The 18,454-nt window shown below is 65.2% G+C and carries 17 protein-coding genes; 9 read left to right on the forward strand and 8 right to left on the reverse strand.

Going from position 1 to position 18,454, the window contains the following annotated elements:
• Nucleotides 1–4 precede the first annotated feature (4 nt).
• Nucleotides 5–1,129: a transaldolase gene (gene tal, locus CH271_RS17905; RefSeq protein ID WP_094634374.1), complete on the reverse strand. Its 1,125-nt coding sequence runs from the start codon at nucleotides 1,127–1,129 to the stop codon at nucleotides 5–7.
• 3 nt (nucleotides 1,130–1,132) lie between these two features.
• On the reverse strand, nucleotides 1,133–3,232 hold the full coding sequence (gene tkt / locus CH271_RS17910) for a transketolase (RefSeq protein WP_037190044.1): 2,100 nt from the start codon (nucleotides 3,230–3,232) through the stop codon (nucleotides 1,133–1,135).
• Between the two features lie 407 nt (nucleotides 3,233–3,639).
• On the opposite strand from tkt, the gene CH271_RS17915 reads away from it, so the two are divergent.
• Entirely contained in the window at nucleotides 3,640–4,647 is a 1,008-nt protein-coding gene (locus CH271_RS17915) for a heme o synthase (protein WP_037189372.1), read from the forward strand.
• 24 nt (nucleotides 4,648–4,671) lie between these two features.
• Here CH271_RS17915 and CH271_RS17920 read toward each other — a convergent pair whose 3' ends face one another.
• A complete protein-coding gene (locus tag CH271_RS17920; protein WP_094634588.1) occupies nucleotides 4,672–5,637 on the reverse strand; it encodes a quinone oxidoreductase family protein in 966 nt (321 codons plus the stop codon).
• A 136-nt stretch (nucleotides 5,638–5,773) separates the two neighbouring features.
• Here CH271_RS17920 and CH271_RS17925 point away from each other — a divergent pair, with 136 nt between their 5' ends.
• On the forward strand, nucleotides 5,774–6,145 hold the full coding sequence (locus CH271_RS17925; RefSeq protein ID WP_037189371.1) for a hypothetical protein: 372 nt from the start codon (nucleotides 5,774–5,776) through the stop codon (nucleotides 6,143–6,145).
• 139 nt (nucleotides 6,146–6,284) lie between these two features.
• On the opposite strand, the gene CH271_RS17930 is transcribed toward CH271_RS17925, so the two are convergent.
• From CH271_RS17930 to mptB, 4 genes are read right to left on the reverse strand one after another with little or no spacing between them, the layout of a single operon-like run.
• Nucleotides 6,285–7,271: a COX15/CtaA family protein gene (locus CH271_RS17930; RefSeq protein WP_094634375.1), complete on the reverse strand. Its 987-nt coding sequence runs from the start codon at nucleotides 7,269–7,271 to the stop codon at nucleotides 6,285–6,287.
• A 55-nt stretch (nucleotides 7,272–7,326) separates the two neighbouring features.
• Complete coding sequence (locus tag CH271_RS17935; RefSeq protein ID WP_037189365.1) at nucleotides 7,327–8,127, reverse strand: ABC transporter permease; 801 nt, start codon at nucleotides 8,125–8,127, stop codon at nucleotides 7,327–7,329.
• Nucleotides 8,124–9,068, reverse strand: coding sequence for an ABC transporter ATP-binding protein (locus tag CH271_RS17940; RefSeq protein ID WP_032398020.1), 945 nt, complete (start codon nucleotides 9,066–9,068; stop codon nucleotides 8,124–8,126). The genes CH271_RS17935 and CH271_RS17940 overlap by 4 nt, the downstream gene beginning before the upstream one ends.
• A complete protein-coding gene (mptB, locus tag CH271_RS17945; protein ID WP_094634589.1) occupies nucleotides 9,065–10,717 on the reverse strand; it encodes a polyprenol phosphomannose-dependent alpha 1,6 mannosyltransferase MptB in 1,653 nt (550 codons plus the stop codon). The genes CH271_RS17940 and mptB overlap by 4 nt, the downstream gene beginning before the upstream one ends.
• A gap of 337 nt (nucleotides 10,718–11,054) precedes the next feature.
• Here mptB and CH271_RS17950 point away from each other — a divergent pair, with 337 nt between their 5' ends.
• The 7 genes from CH271_RS17950 to CH271_RS17980 are packed head-to-tail and all read left to right on the forward strand — an operon-like array spanning nucleotide 11,055 to nucleotide 17,441.
• The gene (locus CH271_RS17950) at nucleotides 11,055–11,801 is read left to right on the forward strand and encodes a helix-turn-helix transcriptional regulator (protein ID WP_317810418.1); all 747 of its coding nucleotides are present in this window, start codon (nucleotides 11,055–11,057) and stop codon (nucleotides 11,799–11,801) included.
• Nucleotides 11,798–13,243 (forward strand): Fe-S cluster assembly protein SufB, encoded by a 1,446-nt coding sequence (sufB, locus tag CH271_RS17955; RefSeq protein WP_032377835.1) that lies wholly within the window; start codon nucleotides 11,798–11,800, stop codon nucleotides 13,241–13,243. The genes CH271_RS17950 and sufB overlap by 4 nt, the downstream gene beginning before the upstream one ends.
• A gap of 24 nt (nucleotides 13,244–13,267) precedes the next feature.
• On the forward strand, nucleotides 13,268–14,458 hold the full coding sequence (gene sufD / locus CH271_RS17960; protein WP_094634591.1) for a Fe-S cluster assembly protein SufD: 1,191 nt from the start codon (nucleotides 13,268–13,270) through the stop codon (nucleotides 14,456–14,458).
• Between the two features lie 39 nt (nucleotides 14,459–14,497).
• On the forward strand, nucleotides 14,498–15,274 hold the full coding sequence (gene sufC, locus CH271_RS17965) for a Fe-S cluster assembly ATPase SufC (protein WP_032403380.1): 777 nt from the start codon (nucleotides 14,498–14,500) through the stop codon (nucleotides 15,272–15,274).
• A 2-nt stretch (nucleotides 15,275–15,276) separates the two neighbouring features.
• A complete protein-coding gene (locus CH271_RS17970; protein ID WP_094634376.1) occupies nucleotides 15,277–16,569 on the forward strand; it encodes a cysteine desulfurase in 1,293 nt (430 codons plus the stop codon).
• Nucleotides 16,570–17,067: a Fe-S cluster assembly sulfur transfer protein SufU gene (sufU, locus tag CH271_RS17975; RefSeq protein WP_037189362.1), complete on the forward strand. Its 498-nt coding sequence runs from the start codon at nucleotides 16,570–16,572 to the stop codon at nucleotides 17,065–17,067.
• The gene (locus CH271_RS17980) at nucleotides 17,064–17,441 is read left to right on the forward strand and encodes a metal-sulfur cluster assembly factor (RefSeq protein ID WP_094634377.1); all 378 of its coding nucleotides are present in this window, start codon (nucleotides 17,064–17,066) and stop codon (nucleotides 17,439–17,441) included. The genes sufU and CH271_RS17980 overlap by 4 nt, the downstream gene beginning before the upstream one ends.
• Nucleotides 17,442–17,462: 21 nt before the next feature.
• Here the strand turns inward: CH271_RS17980 and ku are convergent, their stop codons facing one another.
• Complete coding sequence (gene ku, locus CH271_RS17985; RefSeq protein WP_094634378.1) at nucleotides 17,463–18,404, reverse strand: non-homologous end joining protein Ku; 942 nt, start codon at nucleotides 18,402–18,404, stop codon at nucleotides 17,463–17,465.
• Between the last annotated feature and the right edge of the window lie 50 nt (nucleotides 18,405–18,454).

Below are 18,454 nucleotides of genomic sequence, written 5' to 3' on the forward strand. Positions count from 1 at the left end.
TCGGTCAGCTCTTCTGACCTGCTTGGCGAAGCTGCTCGCCGGTGGCCTCGAGCAACTCGTTCCAGGCGGCCTCGAACTTCTGGACGCCTTCGTTCTCCAACGTCACGAAGACATCGGTGATGTCGATACCGAGCGCCGAGATGCGGTCGAAGATCTCCTGCGATTCCGGTCCCTTGCCCGAGACGGTGTCGCCGACGATCTCGCCGTGATCGGCAACCGCGTCCATGGTCTTCTCGGGCATCGTGTTCACGGTGTTGGGCGAGACGAGCTCGGTGACGTACATGGTGTCCGGGTAGGCGTCGGACTTGACGCCGGTCGACGCCCACAGCGGCCGCTGAGCGCGCGCGCCACTGCCGACGAACTCGCGGAACCGAGGAGCGACCTCGAAGATCTGCTGGTACGCCACGTATGCGAGCCGAGCATTGGCCAGAGCGGCCTTGCCCTTGAGCGCCTCGGCGTCGGGGGTGCCGATCGCATCGAGCCGGGAATCGATCTCGCTGTCCACGCGGGAGACGAAGAACGACGCGACCGAGTGAATCTTGTCGAGGTCGTGACCGGCTGCGCGCGCCTTCTCGAGCCCCTCGAGGTACGCGTTCATCACCAGTTCGTAGCGCTCGACGGAGAAGATCAGCGTGACGTTGACGCTGATGCCCTCGCCGATCACCTTGGCGATAGCGGGAATTCCGGCCTCGGTGGCCGGAATCTTGATGAGCAGGTTCGGGCGGTCGACGATCTTCCACAGTTCGACGGCCTGCTCGTAGGTCTTGTCTGCGTCGTGGGCCATGCGGGGATCGACCTCGATCGAGACCCGTCCGTCCACGCCTGCACTGGCCTCGTACTGAGGCATCAGGATGTCGCAGGCCTCACGGACGTCGTCCGTGGTGACCGTACGGATCGTGGTCTCGACGTCGGCACCTTCACCGGCGAGCTTGGTCACCTGCTCGTCGTATGCCTCGCCCGAGCTCAGGGCTGCCTGGAAGATCGACGGGTTGGTGGTGACTCCGACGACACTCTTGGTGTCGATCAGGTCCTTCAGGTTGCCCGAGCGGATGCGGTCACGGGACAGGTCGTCCAGCCATACCGAGATTCCGGCGGCGGAGAGCTCTGCGAGATTCTTGTTCTGGGTCATGGATTATCCCTTCACATTGGTGATGGAGCGCTGTGCGGCTGCGGTGACGGCCTCGGCCGTGAAGCCGAACTCGCGGAAAAGTGTTGCAGCATCGGCAGATTCGCCGTAGTGCTCGAGCGAGATGATCTCGCCGAAGCCGCCGACGATCTTCCACCACGGCATAGCGATACCGGCTTCGATCGACACCCGGGCCTTGACGGTGGGCGGGATCACCTGGTCGCGGTAGTTCTGGTCCTGGCTCTCGAACCACTCGACGCACGGCATCGAGACGACGCGGGCGGCGATGCCCTGCGCCTCGAGCTGCTTCTGCGCTTCCACGGCGTACTGCAGCTCCGAACCGGTGCCGATCAGCACGACGTCCGGGGTCGCCTTGGACGACTCGGCGAGGATGTATCCGCCCTTGGAGACGCCCTCGAAGCTGGTGCCCTCGAGAATCGGGATGCCCTGACGCGTCAGCGCGAGGCCGACGGGTCCGCTGCTGCTGGACTTGGCCAGCACTGCCTGCCATGCGAATGCGGTCTCGTTGGCGTCACCGGGGCGTACCACCGAGAGGTTGGGGATGGCCCGCAGCGCGGCGAGGTGCTCGACCGGCTGGTGCGTCGGGCCGTCCTCGCCGAGGCCGATGGAATCGTGTGTCCACACGTAGATGGGGTCGATGTCCATCAACGACGCGAGCCGAACTGCCGGCCGCATGTAGTCGCTGAACTGCATGAACGTTCCGCCGTATGCGCGGGTCGGGCCGTGCATGACGATGCCGGAGAGGATGGCACCCATCGCGTGCTCACGGATGCCGAAGTGCAGCGTGCGGCCGTACGGCTCGGCGTCCCAGTCGTCGGTGGAGATGGACGTGGGGCCGAAGGACTTCGCGCCCTTGATCGTCGTGTTGTTGCTGCCGGCCAGGTCGGCCGAGCCGCCCCACAGCTCCGGGAGGACAGGTCCGACGGCGTTGAGGACCTCGCCCGACGCCGCACGTGTCGCGACGGCCTTGCTGCCGGGCTCCCAGGTGGGCAGAACGTCGGTCCAGTTCTCGGGCAACGTGCCCTGGGTGAGGCGGTCCAGCAGCTTCTTGCGCTCGGGCTCGCGCGCGGCCCAGGCGTCGAATTCGACGCTCCAGTCGGCGTGGGCCTTGCGGCCGCGTTCCTGCAGCTTTCGGGTGTGGCCGATGACCTCGTCGGTGACCTCGAACGTCTTGGCGGGGTCGAAATCGAGTGCCTGCTTGACCTTGGCGATCTCCTCGTCGCCCAGTGCGGCACCGTGGACTGCACCGGTGTTCATCATCGTGGGGGCCGGGAAACCGATGATGGTGCGCAGCACGATGATCGACGGCTTGTCGGTGACGGCCTTGGCAGCCTCGACGGCCTCTTCGATCGCCGTGACGTTCTCGCCGCCCTCGACCACCTGGACGTGCCAGCCGTAGGCCTCGTAGCGCGCGGCCGTGTTCTCGGAGAGGGCGATGTCGGTGGAGTGCTCGATCGAGATCTTGTTGTCGTCGTAGAACAGGATCAGGTTGCCGAGCTGCTGAGTACCGGCCAGCGACGACGCCTCGGACGTGACGCCTTCTTCGATGTCTCCGTCGGAGGCGATCACGTAGATGAAGTGGTCGAACGGACTTTCACCGAGAGCGGGCTCGGGATCGAACAGGCCACGCTCGCGGCGGGCCGCCATGGCCATGCCCACGGCGGACGCGAGTCCCTGGCCGAGCGGTCCGGTGGTGATCTCGACGCCGTCGGTGTGACGGAACTCCGGGTGTCCGGGAGTCTTCGACTTGTAGGTGCGCAGTGCCTCGATGTCGGCGAGCTCGAGTCCGAAGCCGCCCAAGTAGAGCTGCAGGTAGAGGGTCAGGCTCGAGTGCCCGCACGAGAGCACGAACCGGTCGCGGCCGATCCAGTGCGTGTCGGTGGGATCGTGGCGCATGGTGCGCTGAAAGAGGGTGTAGGCGAGGGGAGCCAGGCTCATCGCGGTTCCGGGGTGGCCGTTGCCGACCTTCTGCACTGCGTCCGCTGCCAGAACACGAACGGTGTCGACCGCTCGGGTGTCCAGGTCCGTCCAGTCGCTCGGGTGGTGCGCCGTGGTGAGGACGTCAATATCGTCTGTGATCGACACGAGCAGAAATCTCCTGACATTCGTTCGAGTTGTGGCTCCGAGGAATCGTCGCTCGGCGGCCACTGCGATGCGCCTGGGTGGAGCACGCACGCAGTCGGTGCCGAAGGACGTCCTTCACCAGCCTAGTTCTGTCCGACCCTACTGTCGTGCCTTCCCCCGGGCGATTGCGCACGGGTTACTCGTAGGCGACATATTCCTCACTTTGGGTGCCCTGCGAATTGGAGGTGCAAACCCAGCCGTCTACCATCGGTCGTAGTAGGCGCACGTTCGTCGGCTTCCGCGGTGGTGGATGAGGATGACTTCGTGCGCCCAGGTGCCGAAGTGTCGCCGTGGAGAGTCAACGCGTGCCGGAGGCATGCGAGCAAGTGGCCGAGCGCCAGAGAACGACAGTCGTGCGAGGAGACGCAGTGCGAATTGGGCAGCAGCCGGGCGGACACGGTTTCGCCGGCGGCCCCGGATTCGGAGCAGACGACAAGGGTGAGCCCACGCAGGCCGAGCCGGAGACGTCCGCCCCGCGCAGAGCGCTCGCACTCCTACTTGCGTACGTCGCGCTCACGAAGCCCCGGGTCATCGAACTCCTTCTCGTCACGACCATTCCGGCGATGCTTCTGGCCGACCGAGGAAACGTCGATCCGTGGCTGATCCTCACCACGCTCTTCGGTGGAATGCTGGCCGCGGCAAGCGCCAACACCTTGAACATGGTGGTCGACGCAGACATCGACAAGGTGATGAAGCGCACCGAGAAGCGTCCGCTCGCCCGCGGTGCCATGCCCGTCTCGCACGCCCTGATCTTCGGTCTCGTCCTGGGTGTGTTCTCGTTCTTCTGGCTGTGGGCCACCACCAATCTGCTCAGCGGTGTGCTCGCCGTCGTGACGATCTGCTTCTACATCTTCGTCTACACACTCGTGCTCAAGAGGCGCACATCCCAGAACGTGGTGTGGGGTGGCGCGGCCGGATGTATGCCGGTGATGATCGGTTGGTCCGCCGTGACCGGCACGATCGGGTGGCAGGCACTGGTGATGTTCCTGGTGATCTTCCTGTGGACGCCGCCGCACACCTGGGCGCTCATGCTCCGATACAAGGAGGACTACCAGGCGGCCAACGTGCCGATGCTGCCTGCTGTCGCCTCGGAAACGAAGGTCACCAAGCACATCGTGCTCTACGCGTGGGCCACCGTTGCCGCAACGCTCGCGTTGGCGCCGGGCTCGGGCATCATCTACGCAGCCGTCGCCGTGGCCTCGGGAGTGTGGTTCCTCGTCGTGGCCCACCGTCTCTACGCAGGCGTGCGAGCGGGAACACCGGTCAAGCCGCTCAAGTTGTTCATTCTTTCCAACGAATACCTGGCCCTGGTGTTCTGCGGCCTGGCCGTCGACTCCGTTGTCGGCTGGCAGACGCTCGCCCAGCTGCTCTCCTGAACGAGCGTCCACCCGACGTGTCGGTCAGGGAACGAGCACGATCGACCCTGTCGTCCTGCGTGACTCCAGATCGGTATGTGCGGTGGCCGCGTCCTCGAGCGCGTATCGCGCGCCGATCTCGACCGTCAGAGCACCGCTCGACATCGCACCGAACACGTCTCCGGCGCGCCATTCCAGTTCGGCGCGGTCTCGGATGTGATGGGCGAGCGTGGGTCGGGTCAGGAACAGTGATCCTGCGCCGTTCAGACGCTGCGGATCCATGGGCGGGACCGGACCGCTCGCGGCACCGAACAGAGCCAGAGTCCCTCTGATCCGAAGCGACGCGAGACTTGCCTCGAACGTGTCGGCCCCGACGCCGTCGTACACCGCATGCACACCCTCGCCGTCGGTGATCTCACGCACGCGCGCGGCGATGTCTTCCTCGTATCGCACCACGTGGGCTGCACCGGCCTGCGTCGACCGCTCGGCCTTGGCATCCGTGGAGACCGTGGTGATCACGTTCACGCCCTTCGCCACCGCCATCTGCGTCAACAACAGTCCGACGCCACCAGCGCCTGCATGTACCAGCACGGTGTCGCCCCGTTGAGCGGGATAGGTGGACTCGATCAGGTAGTGCGCCGTCATGCCTTGGAGCAGCGCCGATGCAGCCTGATCGGCAGGTACGCCGTCGGGAACCGCGATGGCCGAGGAGGCGTCGACCAGGACGTGTTCGGCGTAGCTACCCGGTGCTGCAGCCCAGGCGACGCGATGTCCCGGTGCAAATTCGGTGACGTTCGCTCCGACCTGTTCGATCACCCCTGATCCCTCGTCGCCCGGAACGTACGGCAGCGCGCGCGGATACAGTCCACGCCGAAAGTACGTGTCGATGTAGTTGATGCCGATGGCGTCGATCCGGACGAGGAGTTGCCCGGGTCCTGGAGTCGGTATCGGAATGTCGACGACGTTCATGACCTCGGGTCCGCCGGTGTTGTCTATTCGAATGGCACGCATGAACACCGTTCTACACGGGTGCATCGCACCCGCGTGCTCGGATCGGGTCCGTTCACTCACGCGGCCGAAGTTACCGATCAGTAACGACTCGACGGGTGGATGCGGGCATCGCGATCGACCTCGGTATCGTGTCGGCATGGCTACCGAAATCGACAGTGCGGGCATCGAGAAGAACGAGTCGAACGAGGTTCCCAAGGGAACGCTCGCGGCAGTGAAGAGCTTTCTCGCCGACCACGGCAACTCTGCCAATGTGGTCATTCAGCCGATCGGTCGGGCCGGGACTCGGCTCACCATGGTCGGCGCGGACGGCGTACTGGGGGACCAGGTGGTCGCGACGACCGCCATCGCCCGCGCGATCGTCGACGGTCTGGACCAGTTGACCGAGGCCGAATGGGACCGTGAGCTGGTCAGTTCGGTCAATCCGGCACCCGGACACCACGAGAAGATGGCCGGGTGGGTGGCCAACCAGAAGAAGTTCCCGAAGGCGCGCAACCAGGCGATCGTCTGAGCGGAGAACAGTCGCAAAACTTGTTCGATTCGGCGGGAACCATCTCGGCACCCGGTGCGTCGAAGTCAGTGGAGGGGCAGTCGGCCATCTGAGGGGGAGGTCGGCTGTCCCTCCACCCTGTTCGAAGCCGGGCCGATCGTCACGAGCGAACTGCGACGTCCTCGGTGGTCTCGATCTCCTCGGTTGCGGCCGGGCCGCGGGTTCGGCAGGCCGCCCAGACAGCCGCGGTGGCGGCGGTACATGCGCCCGCACCGGCCACGTGGAAGGCGACGAGTACGGCCGGAACGCCGGTGAAGTACTGAACGAGTCCGATCAGGGACTGTGCGAGTACCAGGGCGATCAGGATGTTGAGTCGAAACGTGACCGCCTTCGGTGCACGCACCGCGTACAGGGCGAATGCCAATCCGACGAGCAGGGCCAGGTAGCCGACCAAGAACTGGGAGTGTGCGTGGACCAGCGTCACGATCTCGATACCGAGGCGCGGCACCGGTTCTTCGATGCTCTTGTCGCCTGCATGCGGGCCGGCCCCGGTCACCATGGTGCCCGCGATCAGCACGCCCGTCAGTGCGATCCCGGACAATCCCGTCAGCGCGCGCAGTGCGCCGGGCACCGTGGGCGTCGACCCCGACGGCGCATCGCTCTCGCCCACCTTGGCGTACAGCAGTGTGGCCAGCCAGACCATCGCCATCGACACGACGAGGTGAACGGCGACCGTCCACCACAGCAGTCCGGTCAGCACCGTGAATCCGCCGATGACGGCCTGCACGACGGTACCGAGTGGCATCAGCCAGGCGAAGAACAGCACTTCGCGACGTCGCCGCGCCCTGGTGACGGCGATGACGACGGCGGCGGCAGCGAGGACGACCACGAACGTGAGCAGGCGATTGCCGAACTCGACAGCCTGATGCAGTATCGGTACCTCGGACACGCCGACGGGAGTGAAGCTACCGGGGAAGCATTGCGGCCACGTGGGGCAACCGAGACCCGACCCGGTGACGCGAACGACGGCACCGGTGACCGCGATGCCACCCTGCGTCAGGATCGCGATGAATGCCAGTACCCGCTGCACTCGAAGCGAGGGCAAGGGCAAGAGGTCGACGACGCGCAAGAACGCTCTGTACAGCACCCCACGATGGTAAACGCCGATCAACTACACAGCGTCGTTGGGTAGCGAGCGTTGCTCAGGTGAACTTGAACGTGCGGACGGCGAGAGTGCTGCACACCGCTGCCCACGCCAGCAGTACGACCACGCCGAAGATGTCGAAGGACGAGGACACACCTCTGCTCAGTGCCTCGCCCAGCGCGCCGGACGGAACGATGCGTGCGACGTTCTGCAGTCCCTGGGGGATCTGGTCGTCCACGAACACCGCGCTGCCGATGCCCAGCATCACGAACCAGGCGATGTTCGCCAGCGCCAGCACGATCTCGGCGCGCAGGGTGCCGCCGAGCAGCAGTCCCATCGAGGCGAAGGTGACGGTTCCCAGAGCGATGATGACGGCACCGAGCAACAGACCCGTCGCGCTCGGGCGCCATCCCAGAGCGACGCCGATCGAGCCGAGCAGCACCGACTGCAGAATCACCACGATCACCACGGCGGCGGATTTGCCGCCGATGATGCCCCACCGTGGAAGTGGTGTCGCCCCGAGCCTCTTGAGAGCGCCGTAGCGGCGATCGAAGCCGACGGCGATCGCCTGGCCGGTGAACGCCGTCGACATGATGGCCACCATCATCACGGCCGGGACCACTCGGGCAACTCGATCGGTACCGAGTTCGCCGAAGGGCAGCAGGGTCAATCCGACCAGCAATGTGATCGGGATGAACATCGTCAGCAGCAACTGTTCACCGTTGCGCAGCAACAACTTCAGTTCGAGGCGGGTCTGCGCGAGCAGCATGCGCGCAGCCGACGCGGGCTGTGGGCGAGGCGCGAACAGACCTGTCTCGAATCGGTTGTCGGCGAGCCGGGCTTCTCTGCGCACGGTCACTTCCTCAACTCTCTGCCGGTCAGCTCGAGGAACACGTCCTCGAGGCGGCGCTGGTCGACCTGCAACTCGGTGGCCAACACGTCCTGCTGTGCACACCAGGACGTGACGATCACCAGAATCTGCGGCTCGATCACGCCGGAGACCACATACGAACCGGGCGTCGGTTCCGACGGTACGTAACCCGGTGGAAGAGCCGCGTCGAGCATGGACAATTCGAGTCCGGGGGGTGCGGTGAAGCGAAGCTGGCCCTCGGCACCCTGCTTGGTCAGTTCCGACGGTGTACCCGAGGCGACGACGCGGCCGTTGTCGATGATCGTCAGCCGGTCGGCGAGCTGCTCGGCCTCGTCCATGAGATGCGTCGTGAGCAGTACTCCGACACCGTCACGGCGCAGGGCGTCGATCAACTCCCACACCAGCAACCGAGCCTGGGCGTCGAGCCCGGCCGTCGGTTCGTCGAGGAACACCAGTTCGGGCCGTCCGACGATGGCGCAGGCCAGAGCCAGCCGCTGCTGCTGCCCGCCGGAGAGCCGCCGGTACGGGGTGCGAACGGCCGAGGTCAGGCCGAGGCAGTCGAGCAACCATGCGGGATCGAGTGGGTCGGCCGAGTACGAGGCGACGAGTTGGAGCATCTCCCCGGCTTTGGAACCGGGGTACGCGCCTCCGCCCTGGAGCATGACGCCGATGCGTGGCCGCAGCTGCGCCGATTGTGCGACGGGGTCCAAGCCGAGGACCCGGACCGAGCCGCTGTCGGGTACGACGAATCCCTCGCACATCTCGACGGTGGTGGTTTTTCCGGCACCGTTGGGGCCCAGCAGCGCGAGAACCTCGCCGGGGCCGATGTTCAGGCTCAACCCGTCGACGGCACTGACACCGTCGTACGACTTGCGTACGTCGGTCAGCTGTACGACAGGTTGCGCCGCGTCGGACGTCCCGGAGATCACGAGGACTCAGCGTATTCGTCGGTGTTGCGGTCGCGTGCCGGTGGTCCGGTGCGGGTGGGCCACGGCATCCGGTTTCGCGTGAACAGGTAGAGCAACGCGATCGTCAGGATGGTCATGACTGCGGCCTGCACGATCTGGAACGGCTGGTATTCACTGCCGTTCGGCATGAGGATCACGCTCACCAACGACGAGAAGGCAATGGCAGGACGCCGGAACGAGGGAGTCGTGGCCCACGCGGCCAGCGGAATCACCGCCCACAGCAGGTACCAGGGCTGCACCACAGGGAACAACAGGACGACGGCACCGAGCGCGACGCCGAGTGCGCCGACCGGATGCAGGCGGCCGCGCAGAACGGCGATCAGCATGCGGACGACGATGATTCCCGCGACGACGGCAGCGATCGGGCGAGTGAGACCCAACACAGCGGTGGTGTGGTCGCCGAGACCCAGCAGCACACCGACGAATCCGGTACCGAGACCGAGGATCGTGGGAATCGACATCCAGCTGCGCACCACTCCCGCGGTCCCCAGAGTGTTGATCCAGCCGAAGCCCAGCCCGCTACCCAAGCTCACGGCGACCTGGACCACGACGGCGATCGAGCCGAGCAACAGTGCCGCGTACATCACGGATCTGAGGGTCCCGCCCCACCGCCTCGACAGTGCCATCCCCACGAAGCCGAGCGCGATGAGCGAGGGAATCTTGATCGCAGACGACAGCGCGATCAGGCCGGCACCGCCGACGAGGAATGCAATATCGGTGCTGCGCAGGGGACCCGCGCGCTCGATCGCGCGAAGGGCCAGTTCGGTACCGGCCAGCATGAGCCCGATCATCAGGGCCTCGTTGTGGATACCGGCGACCAGGTGGAACAGCAGCAGCGGGTTGGCGGCACCGAGCCACAGTGCCGTGACCGACGCGACCCCACAGCGTCGGGCGAGACGTGGCAGCGACCAGACGATCAGCGCTACGCCCACCAGCGCGAGCAGGCGATGGAGGAAGATGCCTGCGACGATGTTCTCACCGGTCAAGTACGTGATTCCACGCCCCATCCACAGGAACAGCGGACCGTAGGGTGCCGGGGTCTCCCGCCAGATGTTGGGAACCGTTCGGGTCAGCACGTTGTCGGCCCCGAGTGCATCGACCGGACCGACCTCGTACGGGTCGAGTCCGCGAGCGGTGATCTCGCTCTGGGCGAGGTACGAGTAGACATCGCGCGAGAACATCGGCGGTGCCACACTCAACGGCAGGATCCACAGCAGCAGTGTGCGGTCCATCTGCGAACGAGTGAGCCGGCGTGGGGTGGTTCCCGATCGTGTGCGTCCCAACGCAAATCTTCCCAACAGCAACCACGCGAGCACCACGATGACGGTTCCGGTCATCGTGACTGTCAGTGCGGTCGTTGCCATCCGGGACGGCAGGCTCAGGAGTCGGACGCCTGCGATCGGGTTCTGCAGTACCGGCTGCGCGCCTGCGCCGAGCGCTCCGATCGCCATCAGTAGTGCGCCCGCGGCACCGAAACGTCGGATGTTCCTGAGCTGGTTCGTCTCCGTGGGATTGAGACCCGGCGCCTCCTGCTCGTCTCCGTGCAAGGTGGCGACTGCTCCGCCCGGGGGCGTCGGCTCGAGGCCGATGACTCGGCGTGCGGGGGTCAGGACGAACCTGTGGACGAGCGCAGCCGATCCGGACTTCGGGGTGCCGGGCGCCGGGAGAGACTCGGAACCCCTCGCGGAAGGTGAGCTCTCGGAACTGGGCTCACTGTCGGTCGATGGCACAGTGGGAGCGTAGCGGGGCACTCGCACGCGGCCTGCACCGTGCTCCACCGGACCACCTGGGCATCGGCCACCGTGCTGGGTGAGCGACCTGCAAAGGGCACCCTTGCTGGACCGGGTACTGCAATTCCGTCACACTGGTGTTGTGAAAACAACCGAGAGCTCGCTCGTGCGTCCGGGAAGTGTCGAGTCGTCGGCCACCGGCGCAGGCGTTTCGTCGGTGCGACCCACGTCGGCCCCCGAGGGGCAGACGCGGAGCGCTGTGGTCACTCTGCTCCTCGAAGAGGGCCCCATCACCGCCTCCGACATCGGTACTCGACTGGGTTTGAGCGCGGCAGGTGTTCGACGTCACCTCGACGCACTCATCGACGCGGGCGAGGCCCGCATCACCACTCCCGCGGGTGCCCGGCAACGGGGCCGGGGTCGACCGGCGAAGCATTTCCAGCTGACTGCAGCCGGACGCAATCGTCTCGGCCACACCTACGACGATCTCGCCGGTGCCGCCATGCGGCAGCTGCGCAAGATCGGTGGAGACGCGGCCATCGAGACGTTCGCGCGGCAACGCGTCAACACCATCGTGGCCGACGTGGAGCCGGCGACGGGATCCGATGCGCATGCCGTGGAGGACGCCGCCGACCGAATCGCCGACGCGTTCAGCGCGGCCGGTTTCTCCGCCACCACCCGTCAGGTGGGCAACGGTGTGCAGATCTGCCAGCACCACTGCCCGGTGTCGCACGTCGCCTCCGAGTTTCCGGAGCTGTGCGAGGCCGAGCAGACCGCGTTCGCCGAGATCCTCGGCACGCACGTGCAGCGTTTGGCGACCATCGCCAACGGCAATTGCGCATGCACGACGCACGTACCGCTGTCACCGACGCGGTACTCGAACACCGATAGTTCCGACAAGAAGACTCCCGACGCGCAGCCCCGCGTCGGAGAACGCCCACGCCTCCGGAAGGAGCCCGCATGACCGTCACACCAGACCAGGTGACACCCACCGCGCCGCTGACCCAGGACGAGACCATCGCCTCGCTCGGCACCTACGGATACGGCTGGGCCGACTCGGACGTAGCCGGTGAAAGTGCCAAGCGCGGTCTTTCCGAGGCCGTCGTCCGGGACATCTCGCAGAAGAAGAGCGAGCCCGAGTGGATGCTCGAGGCGCGCCTCAAGGCGCTCAAGACGTTCGAGCGCAAGCCGATGCCGAACTGGGGTTCCAACCTCGACGGCATCGACTTCGACAACATCAAGTACTTCGTGCGGTCCAGCGAGAAGCAGGCTGCCACGTGGGAAGACCTGCCGGAAGACATCAAGAACACGTACGACAAGCTCGGCATCCCCGAGGCGGAGAAGCAGCGCCTCGTCTCCGGTGTCGCTGCCCAGTACGAGTCCGAGGTGGTCTACCACTCGATCCGTGAGGACCTCGAGGCTCAGGGAGTGTTGTTCCTCGACACCGACACCGCCCTCAAGGAGCAGCCGGAGCTGTTCCGCGAGTACTTCGGCACCGTCATCCCCGCGGGCGACAACAAGTTCTCCGCATTGAACACCGCGGTGTGGTCCGGTGGATCCTTCATCTACATCCCGCCGGGCGTCCATGTGGACATCCCGCTGCAGGCCTACTTCCGGATCAACACCGAGAACATGGGCCAGTTCGAGCGCACGCTGATCATCGTCGACGAGGGTGCATACGTGCACTACGTCGAGGGTTGCACCGCGCCGATCTACAAGTCGGATTCGCTGCACTCCGCCGTGGTCGAGATCATCGTCAAGAAGGGTGGTCGTTGCCGCTACACGACCATCCAGAACTGGTCGAACAACGTCTACAACCTCGTCACCAAGCGCGCCAAGGCCGAGGCAGGCGCAACAATGGAGTGGGTCGACGGCAACATCGGCTCCAAGGTCACCATGAAGTACCCCGCTGTCTGGATGACCGGTGAGTACGCCAAGGGTGAGGTTCTGTCGGTCGCGTTCGCAGGCCCGGACCAGCACCAGGACACCGGCTCGAAGATGTTGCACCTGGCACCGCACACGTCCTCGAACATCGTCAGCAAGTCCGTCGCTCGCGGCGGTGGCCGGACGTCGTACCGCGGTCTGATCCAGATCAACAAGGGTGCGCACGGCTCGCGTTCGACGGTCAAGTGCGACGCGTTGCTCGTCGACACGATCAGTCGTTCCGACACGTACCCGTACGTCGACATCCGCGAGGACGACGTGTCGATGGGCCACGAGGCCACCGTCTCGAAGGTCAGCGACGATCAGTTGTTCTACCTGATGAGCCGTGGCATGACCGAGGACGAGGCCATGGCAATGGTCGTCCGTGGCTTCGTCGAGCCGATCGCTCGCGAACTGCCGATGGAATACGCGCTCGAGCTCAACCGGCTCATCGAGCTGCAGATGGAAGGGTCGGTCGGATAAGTGAACAACCCCCTCACCGGAGTCATGGGTGCCGTGGCATCCGAGAATCCAGAGTCGGCCAAGGAAGACAAGTCGAAGCTCGTCGAGAACAAGGGCGCTCAGTTCACGTCGTACGACGTGAATGCGTTCGAGATCCCGTCCGGCCGTGACGAGCTGTGGCGTTTCACGCCGCTGCGTCGGCTGCGCGGCCTGCACGACGGTTCCGCTGTCGCCGACGGGGCCGCTCAGGTCACCGTCGGTGCACCGGAATCGGTGGTCGTGGAGACCGTGGGCCGCGACGACGAGCGGTTGGGCAAGGCCGGTGTTCCTGCCGATCGTATTGCCGCTCAGGCCTTCTCGGCGTTCACCGAGGCCACAATCGTCTCCGTGCCGAACGAGGTCGAGGTGGCCGATCCGATCGAGATCACCGTCGACGGTCCCGGTGTCGACCACGTCGCCTACGGCCATGTGCAGATCAGACTCGGCACGTTCGCTCGCGCCACCGTCGTGATCGATCAGCGGGGCAGCGGCACGTACGCCGAGAACGTCGAGTTCGTTCTCGGTGACAGCTCGCAACTGCACGTCGTACTGATCCAGGACTGGCAGTCCGACGCCGTGCACGTCGCAGCGCACCACGCGATGCTCGGGCGCGACGCCGTGCTGCGGCACTACAACGTCAGTCTCGGCGGCGATCTGGTGCGCATCAGCCCGACCGTGCGCTACAGCGCGCCCGGCGGCGACGCGAACCTGCTCGGTGTGTACTTCGCCGACGCCGGCCAGCACCTAGAGCAGCGACTGCTCGTGGACCACTCGGCACCGCACTGCAAGTCCAATGTGATGTACAAGGGCGCGCTGCAGGGCGAAACCGGACCCGGAACCGTCGACGCGCACACCGTGTGGATCGGCGATGTTCTGATCCGAGCCGAGGCAGAGGGAACCGAGACCTACGAGCTCAACCGCAACCTCGTGCTCACCGATGGTGCGCGGGCCGATTCGGTACCGAACCTCGAGATCGAGACGGGCGAGATCGTCGGAGCGGGCCACGCCAGCGCCACCGGCCGTTTCGACGACGAGCAGCTGTTCTACCTGCGCGCTCGTGGCATCTCGGAGGAGGTTGCTCGTCGACTCGTCGTCCGAGGCTTCTTCCACGAGATCATCGACAAGATTCCGGTCCCCGCCGTACGCGAGCGTCTCGACGCCGCCATCGAGACCGAACTCGCCGTCGCCGGCGCGTAGGTCCACCCGAACCTTTCTCGACTGCACAAAGGAACTGTGATGTCCACACTCGAAATCCGCGATCTGCACGTCAGCGTCGCCAACACCGATTCGTCCGCCGAGCCGATCAACATCCTCAAGGGTGTCGATCTGACCGTGAAGTCCGGCGAGACGCACGCGATCATGGGGCCCAACGGTTCCGGCAAGTCCACCTTGTCGTACGCCATTGCAGGCCATCCGAAGTACACCGTCACCTCCGGCACCATCACCCTCGACGGTGAAGACGTGCTCGAGATGAGCGTCGACGAGCGCGCCCGCGCCGGCCTCTTCCTGGCGATGCAGTACCCGGTGGAGGTGCCCGGCGTCTCGATGTCGAACTTCCTGCGCACCGCCGCCACCGCTGTGCGCGGCGAGGCCCCCAAGCTGCGGCACTGGGTCAAGGAAGCCAAGACCGCCATGAGCGAACTCGAGATCGAGGCCAACTTCCTCGAGCGCAACGTCAACGAAGGCTTCTCCGGCGGCGAGAAGAAGCGTCACGAGATTCTTCAGCTGGGATTGCTCAAGCCCAAGATCGCCATCCTCGACGAGACCGACTCCGGGCTCGACGTCGACGCTCTGCGAGTGGTGTCCGAGGGTGTCAACAAGTACAAGGAGCGCGAAGACGGTGGAGTGCTGCTGATCACGCACTACACCCGCATCCTGCGCTACATCAAGCCCGACTTCGTCCACGTCTTCGTCAACGGCGAAATCGTGAAGTCCGGCGGTGCAGAGCTGGCCGACGAGCTCGAGGCCAACGGATACGCCGGCTACACGCAGGCCGCGACCACCGGAGCATGAGTATGGCTGCACCCGCAGCTGCGGCGGTGGCGGCATCGTTCGATGTCGCCACGGTTCGCCGCGATTTCCCCATCCTCTCGCGCACCGTGCGAGACGGTAAGCCGTTGGTGTACCTGGACTCCGGTGCCACCTCGCAGCGGCCCGTGCAGGTACTCGACGCCGAGCGCGAGTTTCTGACCACGTGCAACGCGGCCGTACACCGCGGGGCGCATCAGTTGGCCGAAGAGGCCACCGATGCCTACGAGAGTGCCCGCGCCGCCATCGCGTCGTTCGTCGGGGCGGACGTCGACGAGATCGTGTTCACCAAGAACGCGACCGAGTCGCTCAACCTCGTGACGTACGTGCTTGCCGATCAGCGATTCGATCGCCATCTCGGTCCCGGCGACGAGATCGTCGTCACCGAACTCGAGCATCACGCCAATCTCGTTCCGTGGCAGGAGCTTGCCGCTCGAACCGGTGCCACCCTGCGCTGGTACGGCGTGACCGACGACGGACGCATCGATCTCGATTCACTCGAATTGTCTTCTGCCGTCAAGGTTCTCGCGTTCACGCATCAGTCCAACGTGACCGGTGCTGTGGCTCCGGTCGAGGAATTGGTGCGTCGGGCAAGGGCGGTCGGTGCGCTCGTCGTCCTCGACGCATGCCAGTCGGTGCCGCACATGAAGGTCGATTTCCGCGCGCTCGATGTCGACTACGCCGCGTTCTCCGGTCACAAGATGCTCGGTCCCTCGGGAGTGGGCGTGCTGTACGGCAAGGCCGCACTCCTCGCGGCGATGCCTCCGTTCATCACCGGCGGTTCGATGATCGAGACCGTCACCATGGAGAAGACGACGTTCGCCGCGCCTCCGCAACGATTCGAGGCCGGGGTTCCGATGACCTCGCAGGTCGTCGGACTCGGTGCCGCTGTGCGGTACCTGGAGAACATCGGCATCGATGTCATCGCCGCGCACGAAAAGGCCTTGGTCGCAGCAACTCTCGCCGAGTTCGCGAAGATCGACGGTGTTCGCGTGATCGGCCCGACGGAGAACGTCGACCGCGGTTCGGCAGTGTCGTTCGTGGTCGACGGCATTCATGCCCACGACCTCGGACAGATCCTGGACGACGAGGGCGTCGCCATTCGCGTCGGGCATCACTGCGCGTGGCCGCTGCATCGACGCTTCGGTGTGGCTGCGACAGCGCGTGCCTCGTTCGCGTTGTACAACACGGTCGAGGAAGTACAGGTTCTCGCACAGGCGATTCGCCGCGCGCAATCGTTCTTCGGAACCACCGACCACGGCGGGGGAGGGCAGCTGTAGATGCGGATGGAACAGATGTACCAGGAAGTGATCCTCGATCACTACAAGCACCCGCACGGCCGCGGACTGCGCGAGCCCTTCGGCGCGGAGGTGCACCACGTCAACCCCACTTGCGGCGACGAGGTCACCCTGCGCGTGCAGATCGAGGACGGTGCCGTCGCAGACGTGTCGTACGACGGCCAGGGCTGCTCGATCAGTCAGGCAGCGACGTCCGTACTCACCGATCAGGTCGTCGGCCTGAGCGTGGCCGACGCGCTGAAGACGGTCGACGCGTTCAGCGACATGGTCGGCAGCAGAGGTACCGTCGAGGGTGACGAGGACGTCATCGGCGACGGCATTGCGTTCGCCGGTGTGGCCAAGTATCCGGCTCGCGTGAAGTGCGCATTGCTGGGTTGGATGGCTTTCAAGGACGCGGTTGTTCAAGTAGTGGACGCAGATTCGACAGCTACGACGGGCGGGACCGCCCAGTCGGCACTTTCCGGAGGACAGCAATCATGACCGAAGCAACAGAGACGACTCCAGCCGTGACCACTCCGGTGGAACTGACCGCCGACGAGATCAAGGTGCTCGAGGACCTCGAAGAAGCGATGCGCGACGTCGTCGACCCCGAGCTCGGAATCAATGTCGTCGACCTCGGGCTGGTGTACGACATCAAGATCGACGCCGACGACATCGTCACGGTCGACATGACGCTCACCTCGGCGGCATGCCCGTTGACCGACGTCATCGAGGATCAGGCCCGCGGTGCGCTCGTACGCAGCGGATTGGCCGCCGACCTGAAGATCAACTGGGTGTGGATGCCGCCGTGGGGCCCGGACAAGATCACCGACGACGGTCGCGAGCAGCTCAGGGCCCTCGGCTTCACCGTCTGACCCACTGACGAGTCGGCCCCCTCACGCACCCTTCGCTTCGTCGGTTTTGGAGTCGGTGGTCTTGGCGGGGGTCGACTTCTTCGCAGCAGCCTTCTTGGCCGGGGCCTTCTTCGCAGCAGCTTTCTTGGCGGGAGCCTTCTTCGCCGGAGCAGACGAGCCGGACCCGGACTTCGCGTTCTTGCCTGCCGCCTCCACGCTCCGCTGCAACGCCGCCACGAGATCGACCACCTCGGCGTCCTCGCCGTCGTCGTCTTTCTCCGTCTCGGTGTGGATGACCTTCTCACCGCCGTTGGCGAGCGTCTCGTCGATCAGCTTGCGCAGTTCGATCTGATAATCGTCCGTGTACTCGGTCGGATCGAATTCCGAGGACATGCTTTCCACGAGGGACGTCGCCATCTTCACTTCCTGTGGACGCGCGGACGGCGCGTCCACGAGCGAAGGAAATTCCGCGGCCCTGACTTCGTCCGGCCACAGCAACGTCTGGATCACCAGCACGTCGTCGCGCACGCGCAGAGCGGCCAGACGGGTCTTCTGACGCAGAGTGAAATGCACCAGCGCGGTGCGCTCGGTTTCTTCGAGAGTCTCGCGCAGCAGGACATACGCCTTCGGTGACGCGGAGTCCGGTTCGAGGAAGTAGCTCTTGTCGTAGAGGATCGGATCGATCTGCTCGGTGGGTACGAATTCGAGAACCGGAATTTCGTGCTTCTCCGCCGCAGGCAGCTTGTCGAAGTCGTCGTCGGTGAGGATGACGCGTTCGCCGTCGGGGGAGTCGTACGCCTTGTCGATGTCGGCGAACTGCACCGACTTGCCGCACTCCTGACAGATCCGGTCGTACTTGATACGACCACCATCTTTCGCGTGCACCTGATGGAACCGAATGTCGTGCTGCTCGGTGGCCGAGTAGACCTTCACCGGAACATTGACCAGTCCGAAGGCGATCGAGCCCTTCCAAATGCTGCGCATCTGTACATGATCGCCGACCGGGCGCCCGCGTGTCGACCGTTGGCGAGAAA

The sequence above is a fragment of the Rhodococcus sp. 05-340-2 genome, assembly GCF_002258915.1.
GTDB lineage: Bacteria > Actinomycetota > Actinomycetes > Mycobacteriales > Mycobacteriaceae > Rhodococcoides.

What these genes read in the sequence shown, in the direction of transcription:
- tal (WP_094634374.1), bottom strand. Translation starts at nt 1,129, where the DNA reads ATGACCCAGAACAAGAATCTCGCAGAGCTCTCCGCCGCCGGAATCTCG.
- sufC (WP_032403380.1), top strand. Translation starts at nt 14,498, where the DNA reads ATGTCCACACTCGAAATCCGCGATCTGCACGTCAGCGTCGCCAACACC.
- CH271_RS17980 (WP_094634377.1), top strand. Translation starts at nt 17,064, where the DNA reads ATGACCGAAGCAACAGAGACGACTCCAGCCGTGACCACTCCGGTGGAA.
- sufD (WP_094634591.1), top strand. Translation starts at nt 13,268, where the DNA reads ATGGGTGCCGTGGCATCCGAGAATCCAGAGTCGGCCAAGGAAGACAAG.
- CH271_RS17970 (WP_094634376.1), top strand. Translation starts at nt 15,277, where the DNA reads ATGGCTGCACCCGCAGCTGCGGCGGTGGCGGCATCGTTCGATGTCGCC.
- CH271_RS17925 (WP_037189371.1), top strand. Translation starts at nt 5,774, where the DNA reads ATGGCTACCGAAATCGACAGTGCGGGCATCGAGAAGAACGAGTCGAAC.
- ku (WP_094634378.1), bottom strand. Translation starts at nt 18,404, where the DNA reads ATGCGCAGCATTTGGAAGGGCTCGATCGCCTTCGGACTGGTCAATGTT.
- sufU (WP_037189362.1), top strand. Translation starts at nt 16,570, where the DNA reads ATGCGGATGGAACAGATGTACCAGGAAGTGATCCTCGATCACTACAAG.
- CH271_RS17920 (WP_094634588.1), bottom strand. Translation starts at nt 5,637, where the DNA reads ATGCGTGCCATTCGAATAGACAACACCGGCGGACCCGAGGTCATGAAC.
- sufB (WP_032377835.1), top strand. Translation starts at nt 11,798, where the DNA reads ATGACCGTCACACCAGACCAGGTGACACCCACCGCGCCGCTGACCCAG.